Origin of the sequence: Kitasatospora sp. NPDC058444 (assembly GCF_042721415.1) — a bacterium.
GTDB lineage: Bacteria > Actinomycetota > Actinomycetes > Streptomycetales > Streptomycetaceae > Kitasatospora.
The window spans coordinates 202,391-215,129 of the sequence record NZ_JBHXLL010000004.1 but is presented as its reverse complement, the minus strand read 5'-3'; the positions used below and the strand labels follow the sequence as shown (position 1 = coordinate 215,129).

14 protein-coding genes are annotated in these 12,739 nt (G+C 74.9%); 3 read left to right on the top strand and 11 right to left on the bottom strand.

The features are described 5' to 3' along the window. Positions 1–51 precede the first annotated feature (51 nt). From ACFWP2_RS07345 to ACFWP2_RS07295, 11 genes are all read right to left on the bottom strand, one after another. Positions 52–429 (bottom strand): pilus assembly protein, encoded by a 378-nt coding sequence (locus tag ACFWP2_RS07345; protein WP_380449279.1) that lies wholly within the window; start codon positions 427–429, stop codon positions 52–54. 170 nt (positions 430–599) lie between these two features. Beyond that, on the bottom strand, positions 600–974 hold the full coding sequence (locus ACFWP2_RS07340) for a TadE/TadG family type IV pilus assembly protein (RefSeq protein WP_380449278.1): 375 nt from the start codon (positions 972–974) through the stop codon (positions 600–602). 38 nt (positions 975–1,012) lie between these two features. Then, entirely contained in the window at positions 1,013–1,303 is a 291-nt protein-coding gene (locus ACFWP2_RS07335) for a hypothetical protein (protein ID WP_380449277.1), read from the bottom strand. Between the two features lie 116 nt (positions 1,304–1,419). Next, positions 1,420–2,298, bottom strand: coding sequence for a hypothetical protein (locus ACFWP2_RS07330; protein ID WP_380449276.1), 879 nt, complete (start codon positions 2,296–2,298; stop codon positions 1,420–1,422). Continuing rightward, on the bottom strand, positions 2,295–3,272 hold the full coding sequence (locus ACFWP2_RS07325; protein WP_380449275.1) for a type II secretion system F family protein: 978 nt from the start codon (positions 3,270–3,272) through the stop codon (positions 2,295–2,297). Before ACFWP2_RS07325 ends, ACFWP2_RS07330 begins: the two co-directional genes overlap by 4 nt. After that, positions 3,272–4,903, bottom strand: coding sequence for a CpaF family protein (locus ACFWP2_RS07320; protein ID WP_380449274.1), 1,632 nt, complete (start codon positions 4,901–4,903; stop codon positions 3,272–3,274). Before ACFWP2_RS07320 ends, ACFWP2_RS07325 begins: the two co-directional genes overlap by 1 nt. Next, positions 4,893–6,389, bottom strand: a complete 1,497-nt coding sequence (locus ACFWP2_RS07315) for a hypothetical protein (protein WP_380449273.1) — start codon at positions 6,387–6,389, stop codon at positions 4,893–4,895. The genes ACFWP2_RS07320 and ACFWP2_RS07315 overlap by 11 nt, the downstream gene beginning before the upstream one ends. Next, on the bottom strand, positions 6,389–7,279 hold the full coding sequence (locus ACFWP2_RS07310; protein ID WP_380449272.1) for an SAF domain-containing protein: 891 nt from the start codon (positions 7,277–7,279) through the stop codon (positions 6,389–6,391). Before ACFWP2_RS07310 ends, ACFWP2_RS07315 begins: the two co-directional genes overlap by 1 nt. Positions 7,280–7,352: 73 nt before the next feature. Then, entirely contained in the window at positions 7,353–8,300 is a 948-nt protein-coding gene (locus ACFWP2_RS07305; RefSeq protein ID WP_380449271.1) for a hypothetical protein, read from the bottom strand. Continuing rightward, positions 8,294–8,917: a hypothetical protein gene (locus ACFWP2_RS07300; protein WP_380449270.1), complete on the bottom strand. Its 624-nt coding sequence runs from the start codon at positions 8,915–8,917 to the stop codon at positions 8,294–8,296. Before ACFWP2_RS07300 ends, ACFWP2_RS07305 begins: the two co-directional genes overlap by 7 nt. A gap of 137 nt (positions 8,918–9,054) precedes the next feature. After that, complete coding sequence (locus ACFWP2_RS07295; RefSeq protein WP_380449269.1) at positions 9,055–9,945, bottom strand: hypothetical protein; 891 nt, start codon at positions 9,943–9,945, stop codon at positions 9,055–9,057. Between the two features lie 117 nt (positions 9,946–10,062). On the opposite strand from ACFWP2_RS07295, the gene ACFWP2_RS07290 reads away from it, so the two are divergent. The 3 genes from ACFWP2_RS07290 to ACFWP2_RS07280 all read left to right on the top strand — a co-directional run bounded on the left by ACFWP2_RS07290 (position 10,063) and on the right by ACFWP2_RS07280 (position 12,693). Beyond that, positions 10,063–10,581: a pyridoxamine 5'-phosphate oxidase family protein gene (locus ACFWP2_RS07290; protein ID WP_380449268.1), complete on the top strand. Its 519-nt coding sequence runs from the start codon at positions 10,063–10,065 to the stop codon at positions 10,579–10,581. A gap of 100 nt (positions 10,582–10,681) precedes the next feature. Continuing rightward, positions 10,682–11,134 (top strand): MaoC family dehydratase, encoded by a 453-nt coding sequence (locus ACFWP2_RS07285; RefSeq protein WP_380449267.1) that lies wholly within the window; start codon positions 10,682–10,684, stop codon positions 11,132–11,134. Positions 11,135–11,478: 344 nt separating this feature from the next. Further along, on the top strand, positions 11,479–12,693 hold the full coding sequence (locus ACFWP2_RS07280; protein WP_380449392.1) for an MBL fold metallo-hydrolase: 1,215 nt from the start codon (positions 11,479–11,481) through the stop codon (positions 12,691–12,693). The last annotated feature ends 46 nt before the right edge of the window (positions 12,694–12,739 follow it).

Here is a 12,739-nt window from a genome sequence, read left to right as displayed (position 1 = left end):
GCACGGGCCGTCTCCAATCCCCCGTCTTCCCGGCGACGGCGCCGCGCGCTGTCATGTGCCCCGGTAACGGTCCACCACCGAGGTGAACTCGCCGACGAGGTGCTTCGTCACGGGTACCCCGGACGGTCCGCCGATCAGGTCGGCCAGTTCCACGTCGCAGATCACCGTGACGGTGACGGTCGTGGCCGGTCCGCCGGGCAGGTTCAGCTCCCCCTTGTCGACCCGCACGTCCCCGTTGCGGCAGGACACGCCCTGCTGGCGCAGTGTCGCGAGGGCGGAGTCCCTGGCCGGCTGGTCCATCCCGTCCACGCTGCGTTGCAGGGAGGCGGTCCGGGCCCCGGCCCGGGCGGCGGCCTCCACGGTGCCGGCCGTGGTCTGCACCCGTCCGGCGGCGATGGCCACCATGACCAGTCCGACCACCCCCGGCACGACGATCGCCGCCTCGATCGCGATCCCGCCCCGGTCACGCCTGCGCAGCCGCGACCAGGACCGCGGCCGCGGTGGCCGCGCCGGTCGCCGCCGCCACCGGCCCGGTGCCCGCGACACGCTCCTCACGGCTTCACCCCCGGCACCCATCACGGCTTCACCGCCGGCACCCCTCACGGCTTCACCGCCGGCGCCACGAAGCGCTCCCGCGGCGCCTCGGCGAACTGGGTGACGGTGGGCGCCCTGAGCCCGGGTATCAGCAGCGGCGGGGTCAGCTCGACGGTGACCCGGACGGTCTCCGCCGTGCTGCCGTCGGTCCGCACCGCGTACCCGTGCACGCCCTGCCGATCGAGGAAGTCGCGGGCCTGCCGCTCGGCGGCCGCGTTCTTCTCGCCGTCCGTCGCGCTGCTCTGCACCCGTCCGGCGTCCACGCCCTCGCGGGCCGCGGTGAGCGCGACCTGCCGGTCGTACCAGAGCAGCGCGGCCTGGACGACGAGCAGCAGGAGCAGCAGGACGACCGGAAAGACGATGGCGAGGCTCAAGCTCATCGACCCCCGGTCGCCCCTGCGGCGGAAAGCAGGACGCATCACGGGGTGGCGCCGCCCGCGCCCGCGCCGCCCGGCATGTTCGGGTCCTGCTCGACCCTCTTGACGACCCTGTCCTTCAGCAGGTAGAGCGCGGTCGCCACGGCGCCCGCGACGAAGACCAACGCGATGATGGCGAGGGCGAGTTCGATGGAGATCGCACCGCGGTCGCCGCGCGCGCGGGCGGCCCGCAGCCGGCCGAGCCGCAGGGTGAAGAGCATCAGTGCGAACTGGACCGGTAGTAGGGCGGGTCGCAGCGCCCGGACTGCCAGTCGGGCGAGTCGTACGGTCATCGGGTTCTCCCGGGGGATGTGGCGGTGTGGTGTGGTGGTGCCTGCTGCTCCGGAGCGGACCGGCGGGTGGGGCTCGCGAGGACCGGTCGGGTACGGCGCGTGGTCGTGGAGCTCGTTCAGTTGAGCATCTGGTGCAGGGCGGGGAAGACGATCAGGACGGTCATCAGCAGGGTCAGTGCGGCCCCGGGCGCGACCATCCGCTCGCTGTCGGCGTTCGCACGGGCGAGGTCCTCGGCGAGCAGTTCCCCGCGCAGGCCCTTGGCGCGGGCCCGCAGGGTGTCGTACACGGCGGCGCCGTCGGTGCCGGACAGCCGCATGATGTCGGCCACGTCCTGGAGCGGGCTGAGCCCCAACTCCTCGGCCAGCGCGTCGAGTCCGGCCCACGGGGGGAGCCGGTCGGTGGCCGCGCGCTCCAGGGCGTCGCGGATCCGCCGGAACACCGCGCCCTGCCCGACCGAGGCGGCCCGGCGCAGCGCCTCGGCGGGGCCGCAGTCGGCGGCCCGCTCCATCGCGACGAGTTCCAGGTAGGCGGCGATGCCGTGCAGGTACTCGGTGCGCGCCTCCTTGGCCTCGCCGCGCACGATGGCGTCCGGGACGAACCAGAGCAGTCCGGCCAGCAGCGGCCCGGCGACCAGCGGCAGCGCGAACGGCAGGCCGGTGTCCATCAGCACGGCCATCGCCCCCAGGTAGGCGGGCAGCAGCAGGCCGAGCGCGGCGAACAGCAGCTTGTGCACCATGAACCGGGCCGGGGTGCGGCCGATCAGGGCGAGTTCACGGCGCGGCACGGAGACCCCGCGGAGGTGGACGGACCGCTCACCGATCCGGTCGTACCAGCGGGGCCGCTCGTCCGGGTCCTGCTCGCGGTCGGCGGGGGTGGCGTGCAGCCGGTCCAGCGCCTGGCGCAGGTCCGGCGGCGCGGGCCGCAGTTCGGCGACCAGGAGGGCGAGGCCGCCGGTCGCGACGGCGCCGGCCAGCACGGACCAGGGCGAGATCACCGGACCTCCCCGAGCCGCTCGGCCGGCTCCGGCGAGGCCGCCGGCGCGGTGGACCGCCGCCCGCTCCTGCTGCGCCGGTCCGGCGCCAGCAGCCTGGGCACCGGCGGATGGGAGGCCAGCGCCCGCATCCAGGCGATGATCGCCACGAACAGGGCGGCGACCACGGCGAGCACCACCTGGCCGAGGAAGGTCCCGTACGGCCGGGTGTACTCGGTGTTGAAGGACCCGATGGTGACGACCAGCACGATGATGCCGACCAGCCAGCGGATGGTGGTCCGGTGCTTGGCCCGGTCGGCCTCGATGGCGCGGCGCTGGCGGACCTCCTCGCGCACCGAGTCGGCCATGTCGGAGAGCGTGCGGGCCAGGCCGGGGCCGCTGTCCCCGGCCCGCAGCACGAGCGCGGCGAGCACCTTGTCGGCGGTGGCGTCGGCGAGGCTGTCGGCGAAGGCGCGCAGCGCCTCCTCGGGCCGCCAGCGGGCCTGCAGCCGGGCGGCCAGTTCGCCGATCTCGTCCTCCAGGGCGGCCGGGGCGGTGCGGCGGCTGGTGACGATGGCCTGGTTGAGGCCGACGCCGAGCAGCAGCACGTCGGCGATCCGCTGGGTCCACTCGGAGAGCGCCTCCAGCCGCTCGATCCGGTGGGTGTCCGGGCGGGTGGTGTCGAACAGCCAGGGCAGGCCGAAGACGGCCAGCGGCACCAGCAGCGCGGTCAGCGGGATGCCGGTGAAGAGCCAGGCCAGCGGCGCGCCGGCGAGCGCGAGCGGCAGCTGGACCCGGCGCAGCCGCACCATCCGGTGCGCGGCCGTCCCGGGGGCGCCGTACCAGAACACGTGGAGCCGGCCGGCCAGCGGGTTGGGCTCCCGCTCGGCCCCGTCCTCGGCCCCGTCCTCGTCGCCGGGCTCGCTGCCGCGGGCCCAGACCACCAGGACGACCAGGCCGCCCGCGACCGCCAGCCCGCAGAGGGCGAAGAGCAGCATCACCGCTCGCCACCGCCGATCCGCAGCTGGAGCGGGGTGGCCCAACTCCCGTACCGGGAGCCGAGCAGCGAGGCGTCGAAGCCGGCCCGGCGCAGGTCGTCCAGGCACTGCGGCGGGGTGTGCGGGACGGCCCGCGGCTCGCCGAGGTCCGGCCGGGGGCCGAAGACGGTGTTCAGCGCGGGCCGGCCGCTCTCCCCGAGGCCGGTGACCTCCAGGACGTGGGACACGAAGCGGTGCCGGCGGCCGCCGACGGCGGTCTCGTCGACCATGGTGACGTGCACGATGAGGTCCAGGGCGTTGGCGGTGAGCCGGTAGGCGAGTGAGTCGGTCATGTGCGAGCCGTACTCCAGGCAGAGTTCGGCGATGCGGTCGACGACCATGTGCGGGCCGCGGGCGTGCAGGGTGCACATCGAGCCGCCCTCGCCGTTGGTCATCACCCGCAGCATCGGGACGACCTCGCCGGAGCGGACCTCCCCGACGATGATCCGGGAGAGCGTCATGCGCAGCGCGGCCGGGATGAGGTCGCCGATGGTCAACTCCCCGGCCAGGCGCCCCTCGACGCGCTCGCCGTTGCCCTCGCGGGCCTCCATCGGGACGACCTGGCGCAGGTGGCCGAGGGTGTGCAGCCAGAGTTCGAACTCCGACTCCAGGGTGCCGATCCGCTCGTCCGGCGGGATCTCGGCGGCCATCGCGCGCAGCAGGCTGGTCTTGCCGACACCCTGGGTCCCGGTGATCATCACGTTCTTCCGGGCCCGGATCGCGGAGGCCAGGAAGGCCGCCAAGGTGGCGTCCAGGGTGCCGAGTTCGACCATCTCGGGCAGCGTCGCCGAGGCCACCCGGTGGCGCCGGATCGCCACGTACGGGCGGGGCGTCACCTCGGTGAGCGCCTGGAGGCGCATGCCGCCCTCCAGCCGCAGCGCGAGGGTCGGGCTGGCGGTGGACAGGCTGCGCTCGCCGCCGCCGTGCTGGCGGGCCAGGTCCTGGAGCAGTTCGATGAGTTCGGCGTCGCTCTCGGCCACCGGCGGTACCTGGCGCAGGGGTTGGTGCACTTTGGAGACCCAGACGTCGTCGCAGCCGTTGATCAGGATGTTCTCGATCTCCGGGTCGTCCAGGTAGGGCTGGAGCCGCCCGGCCCGGAACAGCAGGTCGAAGACGGCCTCGGCGAGGGCGCGGTCCTGCTCCCGGGTGGGCGGGATGCCGTGGGTCTGCGCGTACGCGTCGGACCAGCGGGCGACGGCCTCCTCGATCAGCGCCCGGCCGCGCTGGCGGCGGGTGGCGCGGTCCGGATCGGAGCCGGAGGTGGAGGTCAACCGGGTGATCTGCTGGTGCAGTTCGGCGGCGACCTGGCGCTTCAGCTCGCGGGCGACCTGGGGGTCGACGGCGGGCCGGGTGGCGGAGCCGCGCAGGTCCAGCGAGGGCAGCTGGGAGGGCACGGCGGTCGGCCCGGCGGCGGGACCGGCCGCGCCGGGCGGAACGGGCTGGGGCGCGACGGGCTGCGCCGGCACGGGCTGGGGCGCGACCGGTCCGGGCTGGTACCCGTGCGGCGGGACGACCTGACCGGGCGGCGGCGCGCTCCAGGGCAGCGCGGCCGGATCGGAGGAGGGACGCTGGTGCAGGGGGCTACCGCGCACGGAGCACCTCCCCGGGGTTGTGCGGGTACGGTCCGTTCACATCGTCCTGACGGTCGGTCACGACCGGTTGCTGGAGCCGGTACTGGTCGTCCGGCTCGCCGTACGGCGCGGACTGGACGTGCGCCGGGAACGGCGCCGGCGCGGCCGGCTGCGGCGCCAGCCCGGCCAGCGGCGCCACCGGGCCGGTGGTGATCACCGGCGGCACGGGCTGCGGCGGGGTGTACGAGGGCTGCTCGCCGTCCACCGGCCCGTGGCCGGAGCCGCCGGGCACGGACTGGCCCTGCACGAAGCTGCCCTGCACGGACTGGCCCTGCATGGAGTGGCTCTGCACGGACTGGCCGGGGCCCGCCGCGCCGTACCCTCCGGGCTGGTACGGCACCTGGCCGTGGCCGCCCTGCCCGTACCCCGGCTGGGCGAACCCGGGCTGCCCGTACGCCGGTTGGGCATACCCCGACTGGACGTAGCCCGGCTGGACATGGCCCGGCTGCCCGTACGGGCCCGGCGCGGGCGAAGGCTGGGGCCCGGCTCCGGGCGCGGGCATCGACGGCTGCGGCGCCATCGGCACGGGCGGGGCCGGTATCGGCGGGGCCGGCACCGGAGCCGTCGGGACCGGCGGCGTCGGCACCGCCGCCGCGACCGGGGCCGCCGCCGGGCCGCCCGCCGTCAGCTGCGCGGGCGCCGCGTCCTGCGCCGCGCCCGGCGCGAGCCGCTGGCGCCGGCGGCGGATCAGCAGCTGCACCTCGTCCGCCGCCGACCGCGCCGTCCGCATCAGCTCCGAGCGGACGAACCGCCGGTCGGTGGTGTCCCCGCCGTCGGAGAGCACCTTCGCCGTCCGGGTGGCGTGCGGCAGCACCCCGAGTACCGGCAGCCCGAGCTCGCGGCTCACCTCGGCCCGGGTGTACGGCCCCTCGGCGACCAGCAGCAGCCCGAGCGCGTCCGCCCCGGTGCCGGCGGTGGCCAGGTCCTCGGCCAGGGCGGCGAGCCGGGGCCGGACCGAGCTCAGCCCACGCAGCGTGGTGCGCACCGTCGCCACCACCGCGTCGGCGCGGCGGGCCAGCACCGCGCTGTGGCCGGTGGCGCCGGAGCGGCCGAGGTCCACGATGACGTCGTAGCCCTGCTGTTCCACGCCGTGCAGCAGTTCGGCGAGCGGCTCCCAGGTGTAGGCGAGGCCGGGGGCCTGGACGGGGTCGGTCAGCCCGGGCAGCAGCAGCCGTTCGGCGTTGCCCTCGGGCGAGAGGTCGATCAGCTGCTCCCAGATGGTCTGGGTGAGCAGTCCGCGCCGGTCGGCGACGGCCAGGTTGCGCAGCCCGTACACCGCCTCGACCCGGCCCTCCAGGGCGCCGGCCAGCACGGCGCCGCCGTCCGGGTCGGCCTCGACCAGCAGGATCCGGCGGCCGGGCGGCAGCGGCCAGGACAGCAGCAGTGCCAGGGCGGTGGTGGTCGCTCCCGGTGCGCCCGGGCCGCCGACCACCGCGATCACGGCCATCAGGCGCCGCCCGTCGCGGCCGGGGCCCCGGATGCGGCGGCGCCACCGGGCGTGGCGGCCCCCGACGCGGTGGCCCCGGGTGCCGCACCGCCGGACGCGCCGGCTCCGGCCGAGGGCGCGCCGCTCGGCGCCGGGGCGGGCGCGGCGGCGCCACCGGCGCCACCGGCCGCCGCACCGCGCGGCGCGAGCAGCACCTGGATCCGCCCGCTCGCCACCCACTGCGCCAGCCGGGGCCCGTCCGAGGCACCGACCGCCACGTCGATCACCTGACTGCCGTCGGTGTCCACCCGACCGACGGTGATCACCGTGGCCGGCAGCGAGTCGGCCCGGCCGTTGTCGGGGGTGTAGACGACGACCAGCTGCACGCCGGGCTGGAGCCGGCTGGCGGGCAGCTGGGTGCGCTTGGCCGACACCCCGACCACGATCTGCCCGGGCTGCACCGACAGGCCCTGCGCGAGGTCGGAACCGGTGAGCATCGCACCGCGCTTGAGGTCGGTGGCGGCCCGCATGCCGACCGCCTTGGCCCGGTCCTGGGCCGACACCGGGCGCAGCGCCGGGTCCCCCGCGATCCGGGCGACCACCAGGTCGTCCTCGGTGATCACCTGCCCCCAGGGCACGTCCCGGGCCAGCGCCAGCACCGCGACCCGCTGGCCGGTGCTGTTGTAGAGGACGGCCCCGCCCAGCCCGCCGGCGGCGATCAGCGCGACCGCCATCGCCAGCACCGCCGGACGCCGCCGGCGCGCCCCCATGGTCCGCCCGGGCGCGTGCGGGACCGCCCGGCCCCGGCCCTTGCCCGCGCCTGCCTGCTCCGGCTGCTCCGGGAGCGCCACGGACGCCGCCGCGCCCGCGGAGGTGCCGGATCCCGGCGTCGCGAACGTACGGTTCTCCACCGGGTTCCGCCCTTCCCTCGTTCGTCTCTGGCTCGTCTGGCTGGTCAGTGTGCGAATCGCCGTGCCGGCGCGCTCAGTTGAGCACCTGCATCTCGGCGACCTTGAGCTCGAAGGGCTTGCTGCTCTGGTTGATCCCCGGGATCGTGAACTTCCGCGGGTTCGGCCCGCCGGTGACCACGACGGCGGCCTCCCAGTGCATCGTCACCGTGGCGTTGAAGACGCCGTTCTTCTCGCCGGCCGAGCTGGTCCTGAACTCGTAGCCGCAGTCCGGGGACTTGGCGTCGCCGTACTTGGGGTCGTACGGCGTGCCGGTGGTAGTGCAGGAGGTCTGGAGGTGCTGGCCGAAGCTCCAGTCCGCCCGCACCAGCCGGGGGGTGACGGTGACCGAGATGCCGCCGACCGCCGCGTTGCCCGGGGCGGGCAGCGCGGCGTCGTCCGCCCAGAGCCAGACCGGGGCGTTGACCACCGCCGTGGCCTGGGGCGCGGCCCGGCCCACCGGCGGCCGGAAGCGGACCTGGTCGTAGGCCCTCTGGATGGCCATGGCCTCGGCGTTGACGTTCTGCCCGCCGGGAGCGGTGGCCTCGAAGACGATCTCGGCGCCGCCCTGGCCGCCGTCGGTCTGCGGACAGACCTTCGTGTAGAGCATGCCGTCCTTCGGGTCGTGGCCGTCCCACGCCGGGTCGCCCGCGGGCGGTGGGTTGTCCAGCGCGCGGAAGTAGCAGCCCTTGTCGCTGTTGAACCAGCCCAGCTGGGGGTCATGGCAGGCCCACGAGACCTCGTGGTAGCTGCACAGCTGCGGGCCGGTGTCCGAACCGCCTCCGCCTCCGGGCTTCGATCCGCCGGGCGTCGTGGTCGATCCGCCGGAATTGACGTCTATGCAGATCACGTTCGGGTAGCACTGCTCGGCGCCGCCGGCCGGCGGTTCGTCCGCGGTCGCGTTGACGGCCGAGGACAGCAGCAGCCCGGCCGACATCGACGCGGCGATCGCGATTCGCCGGGCCGGTTTCCGCGCGTTCAGCATGTCCGGTCCACCTCCCGTTTGAAGTCGTAGATCAACCAATGCGCCTGGAACCAGCGCAGGGAAGCGGTCCCGACGTACCGGTTCAGACGCGCTCCCGGATCCTTGGCGGCCCCGGTGACGGCGTCGACGCGGTGCCAGCCCGACAGGTCGACGCAGTCCTCGATCACGGCGGTTTGCGGATCGGCTTTGAGATCAATGGCCTTGACCACCGCGGAATTGCGCGGAGTACCGGTCATCACCACTTTGGCGTCGCGCAGTTGCCGGAGGCTGACCAGGCTGTCGGACAGCGCACGCCCGGAGGCGTACTGCTCCAGTGCGTAACCGTCCGAATCCGAGCGCCCGAAGACCTGGGCCTGGGCCTGCCACCAGTCCTGATACGTCTTCAGGGCCAGCCGCCCCATGGCCCCTTCCGGACCGCTGGTCGGCGCGATCGAGCCGTTTACCGGACCACTCGAAGGAGTTAGCGGGTTCACTCCCGCGACCGTGGGCGCCCCCGACCCGATGCGATCGACGGAACCGTCCGCACCACCGCTCGCACAAGCGCCGAGCAGCAACACCAGAACCGCCCCACCGACCCCAACCGCCCCAGGGCGCAACACATTTCCGCGCTGCCGCATGGCCCCACCTCGTTGCGACCGACCCGATCCGTGATCCACGGCCGCCAGGAGAATTCCGCCGTCCCGCCGGTGTTTCCGCTGAGGATCGATTCTTCGCCAACCCACCCCATCACGGCAACACCTCAGGCCCCCTGACCTTACGCGGAAGGAGGTTCCGTCGGTGCACTTTCCCGCCACAGAACGGCCAACAGTTCTTCGGAAAGCGACAATCCGGCCAATGCGCCCCGAACCGCGGCCCGATTGCGCATCAGGAGCCGCCCGGCGTGCGGCGGAACGAGCAGGCGCGCGCCGGGCGCACCCGAACTACCGGCCGCTTCTCCACCGTCCGTCAGCGCGGCCACGGCCGGCTGGAGATCGAGCGGGGCGACGGCCGCGGGGGCCCCCGGGACGCCCTGGCGCAGGACCGTGGTCAGGGCCCGGCTGAACGAGCCCTCCCCGCCCGGCAGGACGGCGTCCCGGCCGCGTCTGCCCGGCGCGTAGCGGCTGCCCGGGGCGTGGCGGCCGATCCGGCCCCACAGCGGAACCCTCGAGTAGCTCAGCAGTTCGCCCGCGCCGTCCTCGCCGCGCTCCAGCGCCGCCCAGGCGTCGCGGTCGACCACCGCGTCGACCAGCAGCAGCGCCTCCTCCTGGTCCCCGTGCACCATCGCGCTGACCACCCAGTCCCAGGCCAGGCCCCGGCGGTAGGCGTTGTCGGCGGTGCTGCCCGCGGTGACCAGGGCCAGCCGGCGCCCGCGCGGATCGACCACCAACTGGCCGACCAGACAGACCAGCAGCCAGCGGCCGGGGTGCTGGGCGGCGTCCCGGACGGCGGTGAGCATCGCGTTGGCGTCCGCGTCCGGCGCCACCGTGGTGACCCGGCAGCCGGCCGCACCGGTGTCGAAGCACATCCCGGGCAGCACCTCGGCGAGCAGCCGCGCGCCGTCCGGCGCGAGCGCCGCACCCCCGAAGGCCCGGTCGGGCCCGCCGTCCGCCCCGATCACCACCAGATCGACCCCGCCCGCCATCCGGCCGTCCCCCTCCTGCACCATTTCTCCACCCGCCGGGCAGGCTACCGCCCCGAGCGGCCTCCGACGGGGCTCCCGGCCCGCCCGCTCAGGGACCATGGGCCCTATCGGTGCGCGCACCGACCGAGGACGATCGGACGCATGGAGCGTGAGGACCGTGTGGAGACCCTGAGCGAGGCCGAGTGCCTGCGGCTGCTCAGCACCGTGCCCGTCGGGCGCGTGGTGTACACCGAGCACGCACTGCCGGCCGTCCTGCCGGTCTCCTTCGAGGTCCTGGACGGGCGGCTGGTGCTCGCCGTACGCCGGGGAAGTGCCACCGCGCGCGGGCTCGACGGCACGGTGGTGGCCTTCCAGGCGGATCTGCTGGACCCGGTCACCCGCACCGGGTGGAGCGTACTGGTGCACGGGCGGGCCGACGTGGTGAGCGATCCCGAGCAGGTCCGACGGGTGCTGCGCTCCGGCCTGCGGCCCTGGGTGGGCGATCCCGAGCCGCTGTTCATCGCACTGGTGCCGGAGCTGGTCAGCGGCCGCCGGCTGTTCCCGACCGGGCCGGGCGCCCCGGGCCGCCGGACCCGGCGGCAGCCGAGCACCGGGCAGGTGAGCACCCCGCCCGTGAACGCTCCGCCCGTGAGTACCGGGCCCATGACCCCGGGCCCGTGAACACCGGTTTTCCGTTCGACTCCTGACAGATACCGGTGGGTAGGCATACGCTTCCGGCGTCCTGATCCCTGCCCGGGCCCGTCCCCACCAGGAGCGCACCGTGACGACCTTCGCCTCCCTCGCCGAGCTGACCGCCGCCGTCGGCACCGAGCTGGGCACCAGCCAGTGGCACACCATCGAGCAGCGGCGGATCGACCTGTTCGCCGAGGCGACGGGTGACCACCAGTGGATCCACGTGGACCCGGAGCGGGCCAAGGAGAGCCAGTTCGGCTCCACCATCGCGCACGGCTACCTGACCCAGTCGATGATCCCGGTGCTGGCGAAGGAGTGCTACACCGTCGAGGGCGTGCGGATGGCGCTGAACTACGGCTCCGACAAGGTGCGTTTCCCGGCTCCGGTGCCGGTGGGCACGGCGATCCGGGCCACCGCCGAGCTGGTCTCGGCCACCGAGGTGCCGGGCGGTGTCCAGGCGGTGGTGCGGTTCACCGTGACCAGCGAGCGGAGCGCCAAGCCGCACTGCGTCGCGGAGACGATCACCCGCTTCTACGTCTGACGCTCCGGAGCCGGGCCGGAGCGGGCCGGTTCCGGAGCGGGCCGGAGCCGGGCACCGGCCCGCGCCTGAACCGTGCCGAGGTACGCCGATTGGACCGCGCCGGGCCCTCCACCAGGTCCGGACGGCCCATGGCGAGTAATCTCCGACGAGATGGTTGTCGCATCGCAGCAGCCCCATGCGCCACTGCGCTGCGCGCCCCGGCACGCCCGGTAGCCGTGACCGTCCCTGGAGGAGCCGTGCCCCGCCCCGCCCCGTGGTTCTCCCGCCTCGCCGGTCTGTCCGCGCTGTTCGCCCCGCCGTCCACCGACCCCGCCGCCGAGCGCGCCGTCCCCGGCCCGGCCGGACTGCCCCGGGCCGCCTGGCACCGGATCCGGACCGAAGCCTTCGGCGCCGAGCCCAGGGGCGAGCGGCTGGCCCGTATCCGCCGCTCCCCGCAGTTCGCCGACGGCGCCTTCCGCAACCCGGTGCCCACCCGCCGCCTGGTGTACGAGCGCAGCCCGCTGGAGATCACCCGCGCCCAGCTGACCGGGGACAAGACCCGCCGCACGCCGACCGCCGCCGTGCCGGTGCACCGGCTGCTCCCCGGCGACCTGGCCGCGCCGCCGGAATCCGGGCTGCGGCTGACCTGGCTGGGGCACGCCACGGTCCTGGCGGAGATCGGCGGACGGCGGGTCCTGCTCGACCCGGTCTGGGGCGAGCGCTGCTCCCCGTTCTCCTGGACCGGGCCCAAGCGGCTGCACCCGGTGCCGCTGCCGCTGTCCGAACTCGGGCCGGTGGACGTGGTGGTGGTCTCCCACGACCACTACGACCACCTCGACATGGGCACCGTCCGGGCGCTGATCGGGACGGGCGCGGTGTTCGCCGTCCCGCTCGGGGTCGGGGCGCACCTGGAGCACTGGGGCGTGCCGACCGGGCGGATCGTCGAACTGGACTGGTGGGAGTCGGCCGAGGTCGCCGGGCTGACGCTGACCGCCACGCCGGCCCGCCACTACTGCAGCCGCGGGCCGCGCACCAGCGCGCTGTTCCTGTGGGCGTCCTGGGTGGTCGCCGGTGGCGGGCAGCGGATCTTCCACAGCGGGGACACCGGCTACTTCCCCGGCTTCGCCGAGATCGGCCGGCGGCTCGGCCCGTTCGACGCGACGATGATGCAGGTCGGCGCGTACAGCGACTTCTGGCCCGAGGTGCACATGACCCCCGAGGAGGGTGTGCGGGCGCACTTGGACCTGGGCGGCGAGCTTCTGCTGCCGATCCACTGGTGCACCTTCAACCTCGCGCTGCACCCCTGGGAGGAGCCCGCCGAGCGGGTGGTCACCGCCGCCCAGGCGCTCGGCGCCCGGCTCGCGGTGCCCCGCCCCGGCAAGCCCTTCGAGCCCGCCGACCCTCCCGCCCTGCGCCTGTGGTGGCGGGCCGTCGCCGCCACCCCGCGGGGCATCTCCCCGCTGGTCGGCGAGCGGTCGGAGGCGGAGGCTGCGGGGACTGCGGGGGCTGCCGCGGGGGCTGCGGAGGAGCGCGAACAGACGACGACTTTCAGCGAACAGATTTCAAAATCTGTTCGCTGAAAGTTGTCAGCTGACAGCCGTCGCCACGGCCCCCCATCCACCCCCC